We start from the raw sequence: 21,276 nt of genomic DNA, 5'->3' as shown, positions 1-21,276 counted from the left end.
ATGTCTGAAAGCTTGGCAACCGTCTCCTACCTCGGAGCAACCATCCTCTTCATCCTCTGCCTCGGCGGACTCAGCAATCCCGAAACCTCTCGACGCGGCAACCTGTACGGGATCATCGGCATGTCCATCGCCGTTCTGGCGACGGTCTTCGGCCCGCACGTCGGCAGTAGCGGTTATGCGTGGATCATCGCTGCGATGGTGGTTGGCGCGAGCGTCGGCATCTATGCAGCCCGCACCGTACAGATGACCCAGATGCCCGAACTGGTCGCACTGATGCACAGCATGGTCGGCCTCGCGGCAATGCTGGTCGGTTTTGCGAACTACATCGATCCTGGCGCTTCGGCGCATATGAGCGGCGCAGAGAAATCCATTCACGAGGTGGAAATCTACCTTGGCATCCTGATTGGTGCAGTGACCTTCTCGGGCTCGGTCATCGCCTTCGGAAAGCTCTCCGGCAAGATTTCGGGCAATCCGCTGCTGCTGCCGGCTCGCCACTGGATCAATCTCGCCGGACTGCTGGTCGTCATCTACTTTGGACGCGAGTTCCTGCACGCTCATTCGGTCAGCGACGGCATGACACCGCTGATCGTGATGACGGTCATCGCGCTGCTCTTCGGCATCCACATGGTGATGGCGATCGGCGGCGCCGACATGCCGGTGGTGGTTTCGATGCTCAACAGCTATTCTGGCTGGGCCGCAGCAGCCACCGGCTTCATGCTTTCGAACGACCTGTTGATCGTCACCGGCGCGCTGGTCGGATCGAGCGGTGCAATCCTGTCGTACATCATGTGTGCGGCGATGAATCGCCACTTCATCAGCGTCATCGCAGGTGGCTTCGGCACTACCGGAGGAACGCCTGCGGCCGCTGGCGGTGCCCAACCGGCAGGCGAAGTGGTACCGATCATCGCTCCGGAAACTGCCGAACTGCTGCGTGAAGCCAAGAACGTGATCATCGTTCCCGGCTATGGCATGGCCGTGGCACAGGCACAGCACACGGTCTACGAGATCACCAAGCTACTCCGCGAGAAAGGCGTCAACGTTCGCTTCGGCATCCACCCCGTGGCAGGCCGCATGCCCGGCCACATGAACGTTCTCCTGGCCGAAGCGAAGGTGCCCTACGATATCGTCCAGGAAATGGATGAACTCAATGACGATTTTCCGAAGACCGACGTCGCGATGATCATCGGCGCCAACGACATCGTCAATCCGGCCGCCCAGGATGATCCGAACAGCCCGATCGCCGGCATGCCAGTCCTGGAAGTCTGGAAGGCAAAAACCTCGATCGTGATGAAACGCAGCATGGCCTCCGGCTACGCCGGGGTGGACAACCCTCTCTTCTACAAGGAAAACAACCGGATGCTCTTTGGCGATGCCAAGAAGATGCTCGATGAGGTGCTGCTTGCCCTGAAGAGCTGATCGAGAGACCTTCCTCGTTCGTTCTGCAACGCCCGCATGCGCGGGCGTTGCGCTTTTCGCAGGGCGAATTTTTCGGATGTGGATCGACATCTGGTAGAATCTCACCGATAAGTGCAAGGCGCATCCGCCAGCTATCCTATCTCTAGGGGGTGACATGGAGGTCAAAGAAGTTCTGCAGGTCAAAGATTCCGCACTGTTTGCCGTACATCCCGATTCGCCACTATCGGAAGCGGTCATCATGATGGCCGACAATGACATCGGCTCGGTGATCGTCATGGAGGGAGGCAAGCTGGCAGGGATGCTGACTTTCCGCGAAGTGATGGCAATCCTCGCCAAACGCCAGACCGAGCGTCGGGTCGGGCCAACCCCGCCGATTGCCGAGATCCTGGTCATCGAGGCGATGGACCGCAACCCCCGAACTGCTGATCCGGACATGGACGTGGACGAATTGCGTCGAATCATGGTGGATTCGCACACGCGCTATGTACCAGTCATGGAAGGAGACACCATCGTCGGGATCGTCTCTTTTCACGATGTTGCCAAGGCCGTGCTCGAAGAGCGCAACCTCGAAAACAAGCTGCTCAAGGCGTACATCAAGGATTGGCCGTCACCGTAATGGGAAGTCGCGTCAGCTCTCGCCAATTGCAAACAGCCTTCGATGTTCCTTGATGGCATAGCGGTCGGTCATTCCGGCGATATAGTCGGCCACCCTGCGGGCCTGGTCACCGTCAGCAAGCACCTGATATTGCGGGGGCAGCAAGCGCGGATCGCTGGTGAAAGCGGCAAACAGATCGCTGATGATACGTTTCGCCCTGCTGGCCATCCGCAGGACCTGATAGTGCTGATAGAGCTGGGTTCGCAGGAAGCGCTTCAGGTGACGCTGCGCTGCGTGTAAATCGTCGGAGAACGCCACCAGTGGCGGCGCCAGGTGCACCTCGGCAAGATCCCGAGGTCTCTGCCGTGCAATGTGTTTTTCGGTGGTCTCGATCAGGTCGCAAACCAGGACATTGATCATGCGCCGGATGGTTTCGTGGATCAGCCGGCGCCCGCCCACTCCGGGATACTCTTTCCGGACATCGGCAACGTGCCGGGAAAACAGGCTGACCTCCTGAAGTTGTTCGAGCGTGATCAGCCCGGCGCGCAATCCGTCGTCCACGTCATGATTGTTATACGCGATTTCATCGGCCAGGTTGCAGATCTGCGCTTCGAGTGACGGCTGTGTGCGCCGGAAAAAACGCTCACCGAGCTTGCCAAGCTGGCGAGCGTTGTCCAGGGAACAATGCTTGACGATGCCTTCGCGGGTCTCGAAACAGAGGTTGAGGCCATCAAAAGCAGCGTAGCGCTCTTCCAGCAGGTCAACCGTCCGCAGACTCTGCAGATTGTGTTCGAAACCGCCATGCTCACGCATGCAATCGTTGAGCGCGTCCTGACCGGCGTGGCCAAAAGGCGTATGGCCAAGGTCGTGAGCGAGCGAAATGGCTTCGGCAAGATCCTCGTTGAGCTGTAGCGAACGCGCAATTCCGCGCGCAATCTGCGCAACTTCGAGGCTGTGCGTCAAGCGGGTACGAAAGAGATCGCCTTCGTGATTGACGAAAACCTGGGTCTTGTATTCGAGGCGCCGGAAGGCGGTGGAATGGATGATCCGGTCGCGGTCACGCTGGAACTCGCTGCGATGGGCGGGCTCGCTGTCGGAATACCGGCGACCGCGTGAATTGAACGTGGTGACCGCGTACGGGGCAAGCTCAGGCATGCGCGGAGCGTGCGCCGATGGCTCTGCGGATTTCGGCTGGCGGTGCTGCGTCGCTGAGTACCGCCTTCCCGAGCTGCTGCAGGAGAACGAGGCGGAGCTTGCCATCCTGCACCTTCTTGTCGTGCTGCATCAGTTCCAGATAGCGCTCGACCTTCAAGGCCGGCCCGTACACCGGCAAGCCCGCACGCCGAAAAAGCTGCTCGACACGCAGAAGTTCATCCCGATCGATCCAGCCGAGCTGCGAAGACAGTTCGGCCGCCATCATCGAGCCCACCGCAATGGCCTCACCGTGCAGCCATTCGCCATAGCCGACGCCGGTTTCGATCGCATGCCCGAAGGTATGGCCGAGGTTGAGCAGGGCTCGCTCGCCCGTTTCCCGTTCGTCAGCGACCACCACTTCGGCCTTGTTCCGGCATGAACGGCAAATCGCTTCAGCCAGCACCGTCGGTTCTCGGGACAGGAGGGACTCCAGGTTGGCCTCAAGCCATTCGAGAAAGGGCAAGTCCCGGATCAAACCGTATTTGATGACTTCTGCCAGGCCAGCCCGCAGTTCACGGTCCGGCAGCGTATTCAGGGTATCGGTATCGGCCAGCACGAGCTGTGGTTGATGGAAAGCCCCGATCATGTTCTTGCCGAGGGGGTGATTGATCGCGGTCTTGCCACCCACAGACGAATCGACCTGAGCAAGCAGAGTCGTCGGCACCTGGATGAAGGGCATGCCGCGCTGAAAACAGGCCGCCGCGAAACCCGTGATGTCGCCAACGACCCCTCCACCGAGGGCGATCAAGGTCGTTGACCGTTCACAGCGTCGCTCCAGCAAGCCGTCGAAAATCGAATTGAGGGTTCGCCAGTCCTTGAACCGTTCGCCATCGGGCAGCACCATCTCGACGACTTCAACCCCGGCCCGGCGTAGAGGATCTGCCAGGCGCTGCAGGTACAGGGGTGCCACGGTCGTATTGCTGACGATCGCCGCTTTCGGCTGCCGCAGCACCAGTAACTCGGCGCTCTCGATGAGCCCTCGCCCCACATGAATCGGGTAGGAACGATCCCCGAGTGCAACCGTCAGCGTTTCCATGACTCTCCCACCTTCTTGATCAGCAAATTCAGAACGGACTGCACCGTGATTCGGCTGCCACTGACGATCAGGTCGGCGACTTCGCGGTACAGCGGATCGCGCTGTGCATGCAGTTCCCGGAGCTTCTGGCGGGGGTCACTCACCTGTAACAGCGGCCGCTTCTTGTCGTGCCGCGTCCGTTCGTGGAGCGTTGGCAGCGGCACATCGAGATAGATCACCAGACCACTCGTTTGCAGGTTCTGCCGATTCTCGGGCCGCAACACGGCACCGCCTCCCGTCGCCACGACACGACCTTTCAAAGCGGCCAGTTCGGCGATGACCTGTGCCTCGCGTTTGCGAAAGCCGTCCTCCCCTTCAATTTCGAAGATCGTCGGCAGACCGACACCGGTACGCGCTTCCACTTCGTGGTCGGTATCCACGAAATGATAGGCCAGGCGCCTGGCCAGAGCCTTGCCGATGGTCGTTTTTCCTGCCCCCATCAGGCCTACCAGGTAGACGTTGCATTGGTCGTTGTTCACGAGCCTATTCTATCGCATGCGCAGACACGGCAACGGCGCAGCACCAGCTGGCCGCTGCAGTAAGCCAGGCAGCGATCAGCGCAGCGACAGGTTCTCGGCAACGATCCTCGGCGTGATGAAGACCAGCAGTTCGGTCTTGTCGTCAATCCATTCCCGATTCTTGAACAGCCATCCAACATAGGGGAGGTCGCCGAGAAATGGGATGCGCTGGGTATTGGTGCGCTTTTCCTGCGTGTAGATGCCACCAATCACCACCGTGCCACCGTTATCGACCAGCACTTCGGTCTTGACGTGCTTGGTATCGATAGCCACCCCGGCTCCTGTCGACAAGCGGGTGTTCGGGGTGTCCTTGTTGACATCCAGGGTCATGGTGATCTTGCCATCCGGAGTGATCTGTGGCTTCACCTTCAATGAGAGATTCGCTTTTCTAAACGATACGCTGGTGGCACCGGAACTCGTCGCCTGCTGATAGGGAATCTCTACGCCCTGCTCGATGATCGCCTCCACCTGGTTCGCTGTCATGACACGTGGGCTCGAGATCACCTTGCCACGGCCATCTGCTTCCAGAGCCGATATTTCCAGGTTGAGATACTGCGTCAGTGTGTTGTCGAACAAACTCAGGTTGAGCAGTCCTGGTGTCCCTGTTCTTGGCGTAGCCGGCAGATTCACGAGACCGTATGTCGCACTTCTGGGGTCCGAGTTGACGATGTACCCTTTGTCTTTCAACGGCTCCACAGTCGTGGTCACCTGGCCGGTGACCGAATCTACCACAGAGGTCTTGTTTGTGGCGCCAAAGGACAGACGAATGCCCAGATTCTTGGCAAACGAATCACCAGCTTCCACGATTCGCGCTTCGATCATCACCTGCCGGGCAGGAGTGTCCACCTTGGCGATCATTGCCCGCACATCATCGAGGCGGCTCGGCGTGTCCTTGACGAACATCATGTTCGAGCGTTCATCGAGAAGCGCGCTGCCGCGCTTCGAGAGCAAGGTCTGTTTGGGGTCAACCAGCAGCTTCTGCACTGCTTCAGCCTTGATGTAGTTCATCTGGAAACTCTCGGTCTGCAAGGGCTCGAGGTCGCCGATCTGCGCTCGCGACTCGAAATCGAGCTTCTCCTTGGTCGCGATTTCCTCGCGTGGCGCAATCAGAATGACATTCCCATTCTTGCGCATGTCCAGACCCTTCTGCTGCATGATGATGTCCAGCGCCTGATCCCAGGGCACGTCCTTCAGGATCAGGGTGATCGAGCCGCCAACGGAATCGCTGACGACCATGTTCATGCCGGTGAACTCGCCGATCACCTGCAGCAGACGGCGTACATCGACATTCTGGAAATTCAGCGACAGCTTCTCGCCCTGATAACCGCCACGCGACCCTTGCACCAGCTTGTTCGGATTCTCGATGACCGGTTTGACTTCAATGACGAACTGATTGTCACTCTGATACGCATTGTGTTCCCACAGGCCACGCGGAGTGATGGTCATGCGCGTATTGGCGCCCTGCTGAACGGTATTCACGGTCAACACCGGGGTCGCGAAATCGGTCACGTCCAGACGTTTGCGCAGCACCTCCGGGACCGTCACCTTGGCAAAATCGACCACCAGTGTCGACCCTTGCTGCTTGATGTCGATTCCCGCATTGACGTCGGTGAGGTCCACCGTGATCCGTCCCTCGCCATCCTTGCCGCGCCGGAAGGCGATGTCGCGAATGCTGTTGGAAGTGGCAGAGGGGTATGCCTGCGCGAAATGCTCCACCGGCGCCGTGCCCGCAGGAGTCGCGCTCGGCACCAAGGCAAGCAGCAGGCTGTTGCCATCCAGTGTTGCCTCGTAGGTCATTGCTTTCTGCAGGTTGAGGACGAGGCGCGTGCGGTCCTCCGCCTGGACGATGTTGGCACTCTTCAGATCGCCCTCGTTATACGCCTGACTCGACTTGCCGAGGCCATTGGTCGTGTTCGGAAAATCAAAGGCCATGCGCGCCGGTCTGGCGATACTGAAGGCTGCCGGCAGTGCTCGCAAGGGTTCCTTGAAGGTGAGCTTGACGTTCAACACCGCGCCTTGCTGGACGACATTCATCGACTCAATCGAATTCGGCTGATCCTGTGCATTCGCCATTCCGAGAGCCAGCAGCGCACCGGCAAGCAAGCCGAGCAGGTATGGTTTGATGTGCTTCATTTACTTTGCTCCCTTCTCCTGCAACAGCAAGGTGCTCGTCCTCTCCACCCAGTCACCCGCGGAGTCCTGGATGAGTTCTCGTAGAGTGACATCCGACTCGGAAACGTTGACCACCACGCCGAAATTCTGCCCCATGTAATTTCCGATCTTGATTTGGTACAACGTACCGTCAACCTGGATAATGGCATACGACACCTTGTTTCTGGTCATCACGCCGACGTATTTCAGCGATTCCAGGGGATAAAGCTCCAATGGTTCCTTCGGTCGATCGAGGTCAGGCCGGAAGCCTCCGCCACCTTTCCTCTCCTCGGGACCCACCTTGGCCGGCTTGAAAGGGTCAAGCAGACCGCCCACATCATAAGGCACAGCCTCGTAGGGCTCGACCACCGGCAAGGGGGGGATCTTGGCCTTGGTATCCTGAGCCGCGGTTTTCATCCACTCACGCAAATCCTCGTGATCGCCAGCGGTACAGGCGACCAGAAAGATCGTGCCAAGCAGGGCAGCGAGTCTCCTCATTTCTTTCCAGCCTTCGCAGCTTGGGCAGCCTTCCTCTTCGCAGCCAACTCTTCTTCGTCGAGATAGCGGAAGGTCTTGGTAATGGCATCCATTACCAGGGTTCCATCCTTGTTCTGGGTAATGGCGATATTGTTCAAGGTGACGATCCTGGACAGCTTGCCGATATCCCCGGCGAAAGCACCCAAGTCATGATAAGAGCCGGTCAGGCGCACGTTGATTGGCAGTTCCGCATAAAAGTCCTTGACTTGCTCTGATCCGGGCTTGAACAACTCGAACTGCAGGCCTCTTCCCATACCCGCCTGGTTGATTTCGACCAGCAGAGCTTCGACTTCAGACTTGTTGGGCAACTGTTTCAGGAGTGCACCGAAGGAACGGTCAATCTCGTTCAGGCGCTGCACGTACAGGTCGAGGTTTACTGCCAGCTTCTTCTTGGCAATGAACTCATCCCTGAGCTTCAATTCGGTTTGCTGCTTGCTCTCCAGGGATACCAACTGTTCGTCCCAGAAGAACCACCAACCGCCCAAAACGATCACCAAAAACAAGCCTGACAAAAGGGTCAGACGCGGTACCAGTGGCCAGGTCCCCACGTCCCTGGGATTCAGATCCTGGAAATCCCTGAAGATTGCCCTGTAATCGATGCTCTGAAGAGCCCTCGTTTTCACTTCTGCCCTCCTGCCACGGCGGCTGTCCTCTTGAGCGAGGCATTCATGGTGAATTCATTGAGGCGCCGCTTGTCTACCAGCACCGCCTTGATTTCCAGCAACTGCGGTTTTTCAAGCCACGGCGATGCTTCGATATTGCGCATCAGCGTCGATACCCGGGCACTGGACTGGGCATAACCGCCGAGACTGATCCTTTGCCCTTCCTGCTTCAGCGAGCGCAGGTATACCCCCTCCGGCATCTGTTTGACCAGTTCGCTCAGCAAACGCACCGCCTCTGCCCGATCGCGCTGTAACGATTCGATGATCCGTTTGCGTTCCATCAAGGCATCGCTCTGCTCCTTGAGCCGCTTGATCTGATCGATCTCCTTGTCGAGGACGGCGATCTCCTTCTTGAGAAAATCATTCCTGGCGTCCTGCGCCGAAAGGTAACCGGCAATCACCGAGTAGACCAGAACCACAATCAGCCCCGCAAGCAGCGTCACCAGGCCCAGCAAGGCGTAAAACTGTTGCCGCCGCGCCCTGCGTTTCTCTTCCCGATGCGGCAGAAGATTGATCCGTATCATGCGTCGAATCTCCGCAGCGCAAGACCACAGGCAACCATCAACGACGAAGCATCGGCCAGCAGACTCTTGCCGCGAACCCGCTCGGCGAGCAGCATGTTGGCAAACGGGTTGGCAATGATCGTGTTGATCTGTGTCCGGGAAGCAACCACTTCGTCGACGCCCGGGATCACTGCACAACCACCTGCGAGGACAATGTGGTTGACCTCGTTGAATTGCGTCGAAGTGAAGAAGAACTGCAGTGCGCGCGACAGTTCCAGAGCCAGCGACTCAAGAAATGGCCGCAATAGTTCGGTTTCGTATTTCTCCGGCAGATTATTACGGCGTTTCTCGGCCTCCGCCTCCTCGAAACTCATCCCAAAAAGGCGCGCGATATCCTGTGTCAGTTGATTGCCGCCGAATGCCTGTTCGCGAGCATAGAGTTGCTGACCGTTGCGCAGAACGGTCAGGTTCATCACATTGGCGCCAATGTCCACCAAGGCAACGATCTTCCCCTTGCCGCCTTCGGGAAGCTGCGCTTCGATCAGTTCAAAAGCAGCAAGCATGGCGTAGGACTCCACATCCAGTACCTTCGGCTTGAGGCCGGCCGATTCGGCAACGGCAACACGATCTTCCACCTTTTCCTTGCGCGACGCAGCAATCAGAACCTCGATCTCGTCAGGAGAAGACGGCGCTGGCCCGACCACCTGAAAATCCAGGTTGACTTCATCGAGCGGGAATGGGATGTACTGGTTGGCCTCGGACTCTACCAGCAATTCGAGTTCCTCCTCGCGCTGCCCTGCCAGGACGATGATTTTCTTGGTAATGACATGTGACGCCGGGAGGGCAATGGCCACCTGCCGCGTCGAGGTCGCAAGTTTCTTCCAGGCTCGCCGGACGGATTCCGCAGCAGCTTCCAGGTTGACGATGTTGCCATCCGAAACGACATCCCTTGGCAAGACTTCAATCGCGTAACGCTCGACACGGTAGCCGCCCTTGCCATCACTGGCCAGCTCCACCATTTTGACCGAAGACGAACTGATATCCAGACCGACCAGCGAGCGCGCCTTGGGATTAAAAATCGAAAAATCAAGCTGCAAATTGCCACCCCTCGCCTAAAAAACCCTTCAATAATTTGCAGTTAGCGTACCTATGGAGACTCTCCTTTTGATGCTAACAACAAGGTTACGGCATGTAAAGAAATTTCTGGAGGCTTTCAGCGCCACCCTGGTGGTGCTTTGCGTGAACCCCACAAACCCTCACCCGGCCTGTTTATCTGATTGTTTTTACAATCAATCGGCTCTGCGAATGGGAGCGCCACCGACACTGCCAGCGTTCTCCGGCAGGCCACTGGCGGACAATCCTCGCCAATTGACTCCACTGGCCGCAACAGATACATTACTGGCCCGATCATTGCTCCCAGGCTGCTGTGTTGCATGTTTTGCGCGGTGCAGACCCTTGACCCCGGTGCGCACCTGACTGGAGGCACGGTATGCGGCTGAACACTGCCTTTCCCCGAAACATTCTGCTGCTCGCGCTGTTCGCCCTGCCCACCGCCTGCGGCAAGCAGCCGGCAGTGCCCGAACCCGCCCGGCCGGTGTTGACACAGGTTCTTGGCAAAAGCGCGGGGGACGAGGTTCTCGCCTACTCGGGAGAGGTTCGCTCACGTTACGAAATCCCGCTCGCCTTCCGCATTCCCGGCAAGATCACTGCCCGCCTGGTCGATGCCGGCAGCATGGTCAAGGCCGGTGAGGTACTGGCCAGGCTCGATCCGGCGGACAGCACGCTGTCGGCAGCGGCGGCTTCGGCGCAACTGGACCTTGCTGCTGCCGATCTCGATCGTTTCAGGAATCTGCATGCCAGGAACTTCGTCAGCCAGGCGGCCCTCGATGCCAAGGAGACCAGCTTCAAGGCCGCGCAGGTACAGGCTGAACTGGCCCGCAACCAGACCGCCTATACGATTCTCAAAGCCGAACAGGCGGGGGTCATCGGACTCGTCACGGCTGAAGTCGGCCAGGTCGTCGCGGCTGGGCAGACCGTGATGCGACTGGCGCGTGCCGACACCCTGGAAGTCGCCATCTCGATCCCCGAGGCACGCATGCCGGAGTTGCGCGCGCTTCGGTCCGCTGCGGTGAGCCTGTGGGCCGACCACGAGGCCAGCTATCCGGGAACGCTGCGCGAAGTGTCGGCGGTTGCCGACCCGGTCACCCGCACTTACGCGGCACGCGTGTCTATCCACCATCCGGATGCCCGGGTTCTACTCGGGATGACCGCCAAGGTGCATTTCCATCGCCCACAAGAGAGGGCTCGCCTGACGGTGCCGCTGACGGCCATTTTTCAGCACGCTGGCCACCCAGCGCTATGGGTGGTCAGCGCGGACCAGACCGTCGCCTTGCGACCGGTAGTGCTTGCCAGCTATCGGGAAGACACCGCCGTACTCGACAGCGGCGTGCAGACCGGCGAAAGAATCGTCGTCGCCGGCGTCCATAAGCTGAGCAGCGGCGAGCACGTCCAGGTCATCGAACAGGCGCCCCGGTTTGACGAAACCCTGCCGGAAAAGGATCGGCAAGGCACCTCCGGGCGATGACTTCTCCCAATCTGTCCGAATGGGCGCTTCGCCACCGCTCGCTGGTTGCCTATCTGATCGTCGTGCTGATGCTCGGTGGTGTGCTTGCGTATTTCAAGCTCGGCCGCGCCGAGGATCCGGACTTCACCTTCAAGGCGATGGTGGTGCGTACACTGTGGCCGGGCGCTACTGCGAACGAAGTGCAACTGCAGGTCACCGAACGGATCGAAAAGCGCCTGCAGGAAGTCCCCTGGGTCGACGTACTGCGCTCGCAGACGCGCTCCGGCGAGTCCTTGATCACCGTTCTGCTCAAGGACTACACCCCGAAGAAGGAGGTTCCGGAAACCTGGTACCAGGTCCGCAAGAAGATCGGTGACATGCGGCATACGCTACCGCAAGGCGTTCTCGGCCCCTTCATCAACGACGAATTCGGCGATACCTTCATCAGCATCTACGCTCTGACCGGCGATGGCTTCGACCTTGCCACGCTGCGTCGTGAAGCCGACCGCATCGCCCGCGAATTGCGGCAGGTACCCGACGTCAAGAAAATCGAGTTGATCGGCGTCCAGGAAGAAAAAATCTACATCGAGGTTTCGCACGCCAAGCTGGCGACGCTCGGTCTCAATCCGTTGGCGATCTTCGACGCACTACAGAAGCAGAACACGATGACTCCCGCCGGGTTCTACGAAACGCCGTCCGACCGGGTGCGCATTCGCGTCTCGGGCGATTTCAAGTCGCAGGAGAGCATTCGCGAGATCGGCATCCAGGCCGACGGGCGCCTGTTCCGCCTCGGCGACATCGCGACGGTTGAACGTGGTTTTGCCGATCCCCCGACACCACGCATGCGCGTTCAGGGGCAGGAAGCGGTCGGCATCGCCATCGCCATGAACAAGGGGGGCGACGTGATCCAGCTCGGCGACCGTTTGCGTGCCGAAACCGAGCGCCTGCAGAAGCAGTTGCCGCTGGGAATCGACATGCACGTCGTCGCCGACCAACCGCAGATCGTCCGCCAGTCGATGAACCTCTTCATGTCCTCGCTGGCCGAAGCCGTCCTGATCGTCCTGGCGGTTTCCTTCCTCAGCCTCGGCCTGCGCACCGGCGCCGTCGTCGCCCTGTCGATCCCGCTGGTGCTGGCGGTCACCTTCCTGTTGATGGCCATATTCGGGATCGACCTGCAGCGGATTTCGCTCGGCGCGCTGGTCATCTCGCTTGGCCTGCTGGTCGACGACGCGATCATTGCCGTCGAAATGATGGTCGTGAAAATGGAACAGGGCTGGGATCGCTTCCGCGCGGCCACCTTCGCCTATACCTCGACCGCTTTTCCGATGCTCACCGGCACCCTGATTACCGCCGTCGGCTTCATGCCGGTTGGTCTCGCCAGGTCCGGTGCCGGTGAATACACCTTTTCGATCTTCGCGGTGGTGAGCATCGCGCTGCTGGTTTCCTGGGTTGTGGCGGTGCTGTTCACCCCCTACCTGGGCTACCTGCTGCTGGACGCCGAAAAACTGCACCACCAGGCGCAACAACACGAGGAAGAGACGTACCAGACGCCGTTCTATCGTCGTGTGCGCGCGACCATCGAATGGTCTTTGCGGCATCGCTGGCTGGTGATCGCCGCCACGCTGATCGCTTTCGCGGCAGCACTGGCAGGACTGGGACTGGGTGTGCAGAAACAGTTCTTTCCAGCATCGAGTCGTCCCGAGTTGCTGGTCGACCTGTGGCTGCCGAACGGCGCTTCCCTGAAAGCAACCGAAACGGCGAGCCGGAAGGTCGAAGCGATCCTTGCCGAGCCGGAGATGAAGCGCTCGATCAAGTACTTCGCGAGTTATCTCGGAAATGGCAGCCCGCGCTTCTACCTGCCACTCGACCAGCAACTGTTCAACGACAATTTCGCGCAATTGGTCATCACCACCCACGACCTCGCGGCGCGCGAGGATCTCAAGCGACGCCTCGAAGAACGCTTTGCCGATGCCGGCGGCGAATGGAGCAGCCTGCGCACGCGCGTGCTGCGCCTCGAAAACGGTCCGCCGGTGGGTTTTCCGGTCGTCTTTCGGGTTTCCGGCGAAGACCTCGGTGAGTTGCAGCAGCTCGCCGCGGCAGTGGCCAGCGTGATGCGCGCCAATCCACACCTCAAGGAAGTGAACTTCGACTGGAACGAGATGGGCAAGATGATCCGTATCGACATCGATCAGGATCGCGCACGCGCACTCGGCGTCAGTTCGCAGGAACTCTCGGCTTTCCTCAATTCGATGTTGACCGGCGTCACCGTGACGCAGATGCGTGCAGGCGACCAGTTGGTCGACGTGGTCGCGCGCGCCGCTGGCGACGAACGCTCCCGCATCTCGGCGCTGGCCGACATCAACATCCATACCAGCAGCGGTCGTTACGTGCCGCTGGCGCAACTGGCTAAGATCAGCTTTGCTCTCGAAGATACCGTGATCGCGCGCCGCAACCGTCTGCCGACGGTCAGCGTACGTGCCGACCTCCTCGACGGCATGCAGGCGCCCGCCGTCACCGCCCAGATCGATCCCCTGCTCGACGCGCTGCGCGCCCAGTTGCCGCCCGGTTTTCGTATCGAGGCCGGAGGGGCCAGCGAGGAGTCGGCCAAGGGCGAGAATTCGATCAAGGCGGTGATGCCGTTGATGCTGGTTGGTGTCATCACCTTGCTGATGATCCAGTTGCAGAATGTCGGCCGCATGTTGCTGGTACTGCTCACGGCACCGCTCGGGCTGATCGGCGTCGCGCTGGCGCTGCTGATCTTCCAGGTACCTTTCGGCTTCGTCGCCAACCTCGGCGTCATCGCGCTTTCAGGGATGATCATGCGCAACTCGGTGATTCTCGTCGACCAGATCGAACAGGACGAAAAAGCCGGCAAGCCGGCCTGGGAAGCAATCATCGGCTCGGCGGTGCGGCGCTTCCGACCGATCATGCTGACTGCCGCAGCAGCCATCCTGGCGATGATTCCGCTGACCCGCAGCGTCTTCTGGGGACCGATGGCAGTCGCCATCATGGGCGGGCTGATCGTCGCCACGCTGCTGACCCTATGGTTCCTGCCGGCGCTCTATGCCGCCTGCTACCGGGTCAGGCCGGTCGATGCAAGAACCGCAGGCGCGGCCGCCAAGGTTTGAGCTTGCGGATACGCACGCCGGGCACGCTGCAGGACATCAAGTGCATCTGGATAGCGAAACTGACGCAGATGCCCTTCGATCTCGCCAGCAAAATGGCCAAGGGCAGTGTGCAACAGTGCCGCGTTCTCATCGACCAACTGATTGGCGCGCAGATTGTCGCTGGCGAGAAGCGCTTCGAGCTCGGCCAGGACACTGCGCACACCGTCCCAATCCGGCGCAAGGATCACCGTGCCGGCGCCGGCGGCGTCCGGCGCAGCGTCTAGCGCCTTGCGGATGGCCGCGCACACCGCCGTGTAACGCTCGGCAAGCGTCATCACCAGCCCTTCGAGATCGTCTGCTGCGGCATCGCCGGCGCGCAGCGCTGCTTCCAGGGCGATGCACGCCTGCTGGACGCCGGCGACGCGCAGATTGGCCGAAACCCCCTTGATCGCGTGCGCGCGGCGCTGCACCTCGTCGTGCTCACCGCTCCGCAGTTGTTGCGGCATCGACACAATCGTTTCGCCGTAACTGTCCACGTAGAGGCGCAACAAACGGCAATAGCTGGCAACATTGCCGTTCAGCAGTTGCACCCCGGCGACAGCGTCGAGGCCGGCGATGCTCGTCAGGCGCGCCAGCGTCTCTGACTTTTCTGGCCGCGTTGCCAGCCGCTCCCCAGACGGAGCCGGCGTGCTGGCCGTGCGGCGGCCAGGCTGGGCGGGAGTCAGCCAGCGCAGCAGCGTCGCAAACAGTTGTTCGGGTTCCACCGGCTTGGCCACAAAGTCGTTCATCCCGGCTGCCACGCAGGCACGCCGATCGTCCTCGAAGATATTGGCGGTCATTGCCACGATCGGCAGCGCGGCCCGGCCCGGCAGCGCGCGGATCGCGCGGCTGGCCTCCAGACCGTCCATCATGGGCATCTGCACATCCATCAGGATCAGCGCGTAGTCCCTTGCCGTTGCCATGCGCAGCGCCGCACGGCCATCGGCAACACTGTCGACGGCGAGCCCGACGCCGTGCAGCAGTTCGAGCGCCACCTCGCGGTTGATCGCGTTATCCTCGGCAAGCAACAGGCGCGCACCGGCATGACACCGGCGCAAGGTGTCTTCGGCGTCCACCGCAGGCTCGACCAGGGGCGCCGCCATGACCCCGCGACCACGCTGCAGGCAGGCGGTGAACCAGAAGCGACTGCCCTGGCCGGGCACACTGTCGGCGCCGGCATCGCCACCCATCAGACGTGCCAAACGGCGCGTGATCGCCAGGCCGAGGCCGGTGCCACCGTACTTGCGCGTCGTCGAAGTATCCGCCTGTTCGAAGGCTTCGAAGATCTGCGGCAGTTTTTCGGCGGCGATGCCGATGCCGGTATCCTCGACCTCGAAAAGTAGCTGCAGGGTGTCGCCCGCCTCTTCGAGCAGGCGCGTGCGCAGGATGACGCGGCCGCATTCCGTGAACTTGACCGCATTGCTGGCGTAATTGAGCAGCGCCTGGCGCAAGCGGGTCGCGTCGCCGCGCAGCCACAGCGGCTCCTGAGGCTCGACAATCTCGACCGTCAGGCCCTTGGTGCGCGCTGGCTCGGCGATCAGCGAAAGGACGCTGTCCAGGATTGCCGCGAGAGGAAAATCGTCCTGCTCCAGAGCCAGCTTGCCGGCCTCGATTTTCGACAGGTCGAGGATATCGTTGATGATCGCCAAAAGATGCCGGGTAGCGGCATTGATTTTGTCCAGGCGCTCGCTCTGTTGCGGCGTCGGCGCGCTGCTCTGCAGGAGATGCGTCAGGCCGATGATGGCGTTCATCGGCGTACGGATCTCGTGACTCATGTTGGCCAGAAAGTCGCTCTTCGCGCGGTTGGCGGCTTCGGCGCGCGCGCTCGCCTCGGCCAACTGCACCGTTCGCTCCTGCACCATCTCCTCCAGGTGATGTCGGTAGCGGTCGAGTTCGGCGCCGATCCGCTTCTTCTCGGTGATGTCTTCCTTGACCGCAACATAGTGGGTAATGCGCCCGTTGGCTTGGCGGATCGGCGTGACGATCGCAAATTCGACGTACTCGACGCCATCCTTGCGGCGGTTGTGCAACTCGCCCCGCCACACCTGGCCTGCGCTCAGCGCTGCCCACAGCGCCCTATACGTGCGCGACGGCGTCTTGCCCGACTGCAGGATGCGCGGGTTCTCACCGATCAACTCGACACGCAAATAGCCGCTGCTGCGGACGGCGGCCTCATTCACGTATTCGATGCGCGCGTCGATGTCGGTGATGATGATGCTCTCCGGGCTTTGCTCGACCGCCAGCGAGAGCTTGCGCAGTTCGGCCTCGGCCTGCACGCGCTGGGTAATATCGTGGGCGAGCACCACATGCGCACGCCGGCCACCAAAATCCAGCGCGTGCGAGGTGATCTCGACCAACAGCTCGCTGCCATCTCGGCGTCGATGCCGCCAGACGCCGGCATCGACGTTGACCTCGACCTGCGCGACACGGGTCAGCAGGCGGGGAATCTCCTCCGCTGGCCGGATGTCCTTGATGGTCATGGCCAGGAATTCCTCGCGGCGATAGCCGTAGCGGCGGATCGCGGCAGCGTTGACGTCGAGGAAGGCCAGTGTCTCGCGGTCATAAACCCACATCGGCTGCGGATTCGCCACAAATATCTCGCGGTAGCGCCTTTCGCTCTCCTGTAGCGCCAGCATCGCCTGTCGAGCGGTGCTGATGTCGGTCCACGCGCCGACCATCTCGACCGCCTGGCCGGCAGCGTCGCGGATCAGACGCAGTTCGTCGCGGATCCAGAGGTAGTGACCCTGCTTGTGTGCGAAACGATATTCGTGCACCGTGATGCCGCCACAGGACGCAGAGAAGCGCAGCGCCGCTGCACGATCGTCGGGATGCAGGCCGGCTTCCCACCAGCCATCCTGCAGCGCTTCGGCAACCGTGTAGCCGCTGATTCGTTCGACATTGGCGCTGACCTGCTGCGCACGTGGCACGCCGTCGATGAAACGCAGAGCGTAGAGAATGGTCGGGCTGGCTTCGAGCAGGTGCTCGAGCTGCTGTGCAGTGGCGCGCAACGTCGCTTCGGCGGCATTCCTTGCGGCCCGGTCGCGCAGCGCCCGGATGCCGTAAGCGAGGTCGTCGGCCAGTTCGACGAGCAACTGGGTCTCGTCGGCGTCGAAGGCCTCCGCCTCGCCAGCGTAGAGATTGAGCGCGCCAAGGCAGGCCGCGTCGCCAGCGAGCAGCGGCAGTGCGATCGAAGCCGCATGGCCCTGCCGGTGCGCCGCCTCGCGCCACGGTTTGAAGGCGGGATCGCTTTGCAGGTTCTGGGCCAGCACTGGTCGCCGCTCGCGAATCGCCGTGCCGGTCGGGCCGCGCCCACGCTCGACGTCATCACTGCGGATGCGGACGGTCTCCAGGTAGCCGTCTTCGTAACCGGCTTGCGCGACCGGACGAACGCTAAAGGGCTCATCGCTGCCATCGGTATAAGCGACCCAGGCCAGGCGGTAGCAGCCGAAGTCGACGAGCAGTCGACAGATGTCGGAGAGCAGGGTCGCCTCGTCGCTGGCACGGACCAACGCCTGATTGCATTCGCTCAAGGTGCGCAAGGCGCGATGGCTTCGCCGCAGCGCCTCGTCCGCTTTTCTGCGCTCGCTGATGTCACGGACGAAGCTCTGGTGGTAGAGCTTGCCTTCGACCGAGAAAGCGCGGGAACTGACTTCGACCGGAAAGCAGGTTCCGTCGCGGCGTCGGTGCACGGTTTCGAAGAGGACCCCGTCGGGCCTGGCCGAAGCCTGCCACTGCTCCCCGAGGGTGCTGCGGGTTTCCTCGCCGCGCAGGTCACGGATATGCATGCCGCGCAACTCGTCGGCGCTGCAGCCGTAGGCGGCAACAGCCGCCGCGTTGGCTTCGACGATCTGACCATTCTCGTCGAGCAGGAGAATGATGTCGCGCGCCTCGCCGATCATCGTCTGGTAGTGGCTGGCGAGTGCCAGGTGCTCTGCGCGCTGCTGGTCGACGAGTTGTTGTCTGCGCAGCGCCTCAGCCTGTGCCTGCCGAAGCGACTCGGCGAGGCGCAGGCGCTGCTGTTGATGGAGCATGATGCCCAGGAAGACAACCGCGAACAGTGCGGCGGCGATGCTCAGCGTGATCCAGAAGAGATCGGCCGGTCGGGTCTCTTGCCGCTCGGCCACCTGGCGCATCGCCGCGGCGCCGACGATCAGGATCAGAAGCGCCAGTGCCGCCACCGACAGCAGCAGCCGTCGACTGCCGCCGCCGGCCGGGGTCGCTGCTGCGCCTTCCGGCAGGCGCCGCAGTAGGGCGTACAGCAGCATCGAAGTCAGCCCGACGAAAGCCAGGCCCTTGAGCATGCCGAGCATCACCAGCGTCTCCGGCTGTACCCCCAGATGCCCGATCAAGGTGTCGGAAAAAAGGATCCAGAGGGTGGCGACGAAGGCATAGATGAGCACCACGCGCAACATTGCCGCGCGGCCATCCGACCGCATGGGTGTCATCACGGTACTGCCTGGATGCCGTCGGGCACAAATTGCTGGGCAACGCCATGGGTGGCCGCACGGCGGGATTCATGGTAGCGAAATCCGGCGCGCACCGCCTCGACCAGTTTGACATCGTCCCAGGGCTTGATGATGAACTGGTACAGCTCGCCGCTATTGACCGCGCGCGTCACCGCCTGCAGGTCGGTGTAGCCGGAGAGCATCATGCGCACGGTATTGGGGTAGAGGACGCGCACCTTGCCGAGCAGCTCGCTACCATCCATCACCGGCATGCACGCATCCGAGATGATGACCTGGACCGTATGCGTGGCGAGCAGGTCGAGAGCCTCGGTGCCGCTGCCGGCAGTCAGCACGCGATAGCCTTCGCGTCGGAACAGGCGCTGCAGCGACGAGAGGGTGTCGGCTTCGTCGTCGACCAGTAGCAGGGTGCGCGTCGGTACTGCCGGGTCGGCCGGCAACTCGAGCGCGCGGCCGCTGCCCAGCAAGGCTGCGAACTCGGCGGCCGGCAACGGCCGGCTGAACAGATGGCCCTGCATTTCGTCGCAGCCGCGAGCACGCAGGAAAGCCAGCTGCGCTTCGCTTTCGACGCCCTCGGCGATGACCGACATGCGCAGATTGTGTGCCAGCGAAATCACCGCCTGGGCGATCACCGCGTTGTCGGGGTCGCGGTTGATGTCGTGGATAAAGGACTGGTCGATTTTCAGGTGGTTCATCGCGAAACGGCGAAGGTAACTCAGCGAGGAAAAGCCGGTGCCGAAGTCATCGATCGACAGCAACACCGACAGCGCCTTGAATTGCTGCGTCGTGCGGATGAACGCCTCGGCGTCCTTCATCACCGCGCTCTCGGTCAGTTCGAGTTCCAGGCAGGCAGGGTTCAGGCCGCTTTCCTGGAGCACTGCGGTAACCAAGGCGAGCATGTCCTGACCCTCGAACTGTCGCGCCGAGAGATTGACGGCGACACGGATACGCGCCAGACCAGCGTCCTGCCAGGCCTGGTTCTGCGCGCAGGCCTGCCGCAGCACCCATTCGCCGAGCGGCATGATCAAACCGGTATCCTCGGCCAGCGGGATGAACGCTGCGGGCGGCACCAGGCCGCGCGTCGGGTGCCGCCAACGCACCAGGGCCTCGGCGCCAACGATGCGACCGGTGCGCAGACTGAGCTGCGGCTGGTAATGCAACAGCAGCTCGCCGTTGCCGATGGCGCGACGCAGTTCGCCTTCCAGCTCCAGGCGTTCGAGAGCCCGCGAATCCATATCGGTGGAGTAGAGGTGGCTGCGGCCGCCGCCTTCGGCGCGCGCCTTGTGCATCGCCGAAACGGCGTGGCGAAGCAGTTCCTCAGCGTGGCCACCGTCCTTTGGAAAAAAGGCAATGCCGATGCTCACCCCGAGCGTCAGCTCACGCCCGTCGACCAGCATCGGTCGCGTCATCGCCGCGATGATGGCCTGCGCGAGGTCACTGGCGAGTTCGGCACGCCCCATGTCGGCGACCAGCACGAACTCGTCGCCTTCGAGTCGGGCGAGGGTATCAGCCGGTTGCACGTGCGCCACGAGGCGCTCCGCCAGTTCGGCAATGACGCGGTCACCGGCCTCGCGGCCGAGTGTTTCGTTGACATTCTGGAAGCGGTCGGGCTCGATCGCCAGTACCGCCAGCGCGCCGTCCGGCGCGTGCCGCGGCTGCGCGATGGCATGCGCCAGACGGTCGTTGAGCAGGTTGCGATTGGGAAGGCCGGTCAGGTCGTCAAAGTTGGACTGGCGTTCGAGCTGCGCCAGATAGCGCTTGCGCTCGCTGATGTCGCGCAGGCTGACGACGGCGCCGAGCAGGCGGTCGGCCTCGAAAATCGGCACGCTCGAATACGCGACCGGCAGCGCGCTGCCGTCCTTGCACCAGAAAGTCTCCTCCTGGTCACGCAGGGTCAGCCCGCCGGCCAGCGAAGTCACCAGAGGGCACTCGGCTTCCGGATAGGGACTGCCGTCGGCGCGCGCGTGATGAAAGATGGCGTGCGCCGGGTAAGCGATCAGTTCGTCGCGGCGATAGCCGAGCATCTCGGCAGCGGCAGGGTTCACGAAATTGATGACACCGTCGGCATCGGTACCGTAGATGCCCTCGTCGGCGGTGCTCAGGATCAGCTCGCGCAGATGGTTGAGGCGCGCCTGCGCCTCGCGGCTGGCGTCCTCGAGGCGGCGGTTATCGGCGACGCGGCGGCTGACTTCGGCTTCCAGCCAGGCGTTGTGGTCACGCAGGAGGTCACGCGCGCGCTTGACATCGAGCTGATTACGGACGCGCGCAAGAACGACCGCTGGCTGAATCGGCTTGACGAGGTAATCCACCGCTCCGATCGACAGACCGTACTCCTCGTCACCCGGATCACCGCGCGCAGTCAGGAATAGCACCGGAATGTCGCGCGTCACCGGGTTCTCGCGCAGTGCATGCAGCACGGCGTAGCCGTCCATCTCCGGCATCATGATGTCGAG

At 61.7% G+C, this 21,276-nt stretch carries 14 protein-coding genes; 4 read left to right on the top strand and 10 right to left on the bottom strand.

Annotated features, from left to right (window positions below):
• Together pntB and V5B59_RS19435 are read left to right on the top strand one after the other, a co-directional pair.
• On the top strand, positions 1-1,416 hold the full coding sequence (pntB, locus tag V5B59_RS19440; protein WP_169069655.1) for a Re/Si-specific NAD(P)(+) transhydrogenase subunit beta: 1,416 nt from the start codon (positions 1-3) through the stop codon (positions 1,414-1,416).
• 154 nt (positions 1,417-1,570) lie between these two features.
• Positions 1,571-2,032 carry a CBS domain-containing protein gene (locus V5B59_RS19435; protein WP_169069656.1) on the top strand — a complete coding sequence of 154 codons (462 nt, stop codon included), beginning with the start codon at positions 1,571-1,573 and terminating at the stop codon, positions 2,030-2,032.
• 12 nt (positions 2,033-2,044) lie between these two features.
• On the opposite strand, the gene V5B59_RS19430 is transcribed toward V5B59_RS19435, so the two are convergent.
• The 8 genes from V5B59_RS19430 to V5B59_RS19395 all read right to left on the bottom strand — a co-directional run bounded on the left by V5B59_RS19430 (position 2,045) and on the right by V5B59_RS19395 (position 9,748).
• Positions 2,045-3,166, bottom strand: coding sequence for a deoxyguanosinetriphosphate triphosphohydrolase (locus V5B59_RS19430; protein ID WP_034916054.1), 1,122 nt, complete (start codon positions 3,164-3,166; stop codon positions 2,045-2,047).
• Entirely contained in the window at positions 3,159-4,241 is a 1,083-nt protein-coding gene (gene aroB, locus V5B59_RS19425) for a 3-dehydroquinate synthase (protein ID WP_169069657.1), read from the bottom strand. The genes V5B59_RS19430 and aroB overlap by 8 nt, the downstream gene beginning before the upstream one ends.
• Positions 4,229-4,759 carry a shikimate kinase gene (locus V5B59_RS19420; protein WP_034916050.1) on the bottom strand — a complete coding sequence of 177 codons (531 nt, stop codon included), beginning with the start codon at positions 4,757-4,759 and terminating at the stop codon, positions 4,229-4,231. The genes aroB and V5B59_RS19420 overlap by 13 nt, the downstream gene beginning before the upstream one ends.
• A gap of 75 nt (positions 4,760-4,834) precedes the next feature.
• Positions 4,835-6,931, bottom strand: a complete 2,097-nt coding sequence (pilQ, locus tag V5B59_RS19415; protein WP_169069658.1) for a type IV pilus secretin PilQ — start codon at positions 6,929-6,931, stop codon at positions 4,835-4,837.
• A complete protein-coding gene (locus V5B59_RS19410; protein WP_034911898.1) occupies positions 6,932-7,447 on the bottom strand; it encodes a pilus assembly protein PilP in 516 nt (171 codons plus the stop codon).
• Complete coding sequence (locus V5B59_RS19405) at positions 7,444-8,109, bottom strand: type 4a pilus biogenesis protein PilO (protein WP_169069659.1); 666 nt, start codon at positions 8,107-8,109, stop codon at positions 7,444-7,446. The genes V5B59_RS19410 and V5B59_RS19405 overlap by 4 nt, the downstream gene beginning before the upstream one ends.
• A complete protein-coding gene (locus V5B59_RS19400) occupies positions 8,106-8,672 on the bottom strand; it encodes a PilN domain-containing protein (protein WP_034911904.1) in 567 nt (188 codons plus the stop codon). Before V5B59_RS19400 ends, V5B59_RS19405 begins: the two co-directional genes overlap by 4 nt.
• The gene (locus V5B59_RS19395; protein WP_288131144.1) at positions 8,669-9,748 is read right to left on the bottom strand and encodes a pilus assembly protein PilM; all 1,080 of its coding nucleotides are present in this window, start codon (positions 9,746-9,748) and stop codon (positions 8,669-8,671) included. Before V5B59_RS19395 ends, V5B59_RS19400 begins: the two co-directional genes overlap by 4 nt.
• A gap of 392 nt (positions 9,749-10,140) precedes the next feature.
• On the opposite strand from V5B59_RS19395, the gene V5B59_RS19390 reads away from it, so the two are divergent.
• Together V5B59_RS19390 and V5B59_RS19385 are read left to right on the top strand one after the other, a co-directional pair.
• Entirely contained in the window at positions 10,141-11,235 is a 1,095-nt protein-coding gene (locus V5B59_RS19390; protein WP_169069660.1) for an efflux RND transporter periplasmic adaptor subunit, read from the top strand.
• Complete coding sequence (locus tag V5B59_RS19385) at positions 11,232-14,342, top strand: efflux RND transporter permease subunit (RefSeq protein ID WP_332352241.1); 3,111 nt, start codon at positions 11,232-11,234, stop codon at positions 14,340-14,342. Before V5B59_RS19390 ends, V5B59_RS19385 begins: the two co-directional genes overlap by 4 nt.
• Here the strand turns inward: V5B59_RS19385 and V5B59_RS19380 are convergent.
• Together V5B59_RS19380 and V5B59_RS19375 are read right to left on the bottom strand one after the other, a co-directional pair.
• Positions 14,288-18,805: a PAS domain S-box protein gene (locus V5B59_RS19380; RefSeq protein WP_332352240.1), complete on the bottom strand. Its 4,518-nt coding sequence runs from the start codon at positions 18,803-18,805 to the stop codon at positions 14,288-14,290. The genes V5B59_RS19385 and V5B59_RS19380 overlap by 55 nt on opposite strands.
• The gene (locus V5B59_RS19375) at positions 18,805-21,255 is read right to left on the bottom strand and encodes an EAL domain-containing protein (RefSeq protein WP_332352239.1); all 2,451 of its coding nucleotides are present in this window, start codon (positions 21,253-21,255) and stop codon (positions 18,805-18,807) included. Before V5B59_RS19375 ends, V5B59_RS19380 begins: the two co-directional genes overlap by 1 nt.
• Positions 21,256-21,276 lie beyond the last annotated feature (21 nt).

The sequence above is a fragment of the Candidatus Accumulibacter contiguus genome, assembly GCF_036625285.1.
GTDB lineage: Bacteria > Pseudomonadota > Gammaproteobacteria > Burkholderiales > Rhodocyclaceae > Accumulibacter > Accumulibacter contiguus.
This window is presented reverse-complemented; position numbering and strand designations above follow the sequence as displayed.

Excerpts from the sequence above, each read along its gene's own strand:
- V5B59_RS19390 (WP_169069660.1), top strand. The coding sequence starts at position 10,141 with ATGCGGCTGAACACTGCCTTTCCCCGAAACATTCTGCTGCTCGCGCTG.
- V5B59_RS19385 (WP_332352241.1), top strand. The coding sequence starts at position 11,232 with ATGACTTCTCCCAATCTGTCCGAATGGGCGCTTCGCCACCGCTCGCTG.
- V5B59_RS19435 (WP_169069656.1), top strand. The coding sequence starts at position 1,571 with ATGGAGGTCAAAGAAGTTCTGCAGGTCAAAGATTCCGCACTGTTTGCC.
- aroB (WP_169069657.1), bottom strand. The coding sequence starts at position 4,241 with ATGGAAACGCTGACGGTTGCACTCGGGGATCGTTCCTACCCGATTCAT.
- V5B59_RS19380 (WP_332352240.1), bottom strand. The coding sequence starts at position 18,805 with ATGACACCCATGCGGTCGGATGGCCGCGCGGCAATGTTGCGCGTGGTG.
- V5B59_RS19410 (WP_034911898.1), bottom strand. The coding sequence starts at position 7,447 with ATGAGGAGACTCGCTGCCCTGCTTGGCACGATCTTTCTGGTCGCCTGT.
- V5B59_RS19430 (WP_034916054.1), bottom strand. The coding sequence starts at position 3,166 with ATGCCTGAGCTTGCCCCGTACGCGGTCACCACGTTCAATTCACGCGGT.
- V5B59_RS19375 (WP_332352239.1), bottom strand. The coding sequence starts at position 21,255 with ATGGACGGCTACGCCGTGCTGCATGCACTGCGCGAGAACCCGGTGACG.
- V5B59_RS19400 (WP_034911904.1), bottom strand. The coding sequence starts at position 8,672 with ATGATACGGATCAATCTTCTGCCGCATCGGGAAGAGAAACGCAGGGCG.
- pntB (WP_169069655.1), top strand. The coding sequence starts at position 1 with ATGTCTGAAAGCTTGGCAACCGTCTCCTACCTCGGAGCAACCATCCTC.
- pilQ (WP_169069658.1), bottom strand. The coding sequence starts at position 6,931 with ATGAAGCACATCAAACCATACCTGCTCGGCTTGCTTGCCGGTGCGCTG.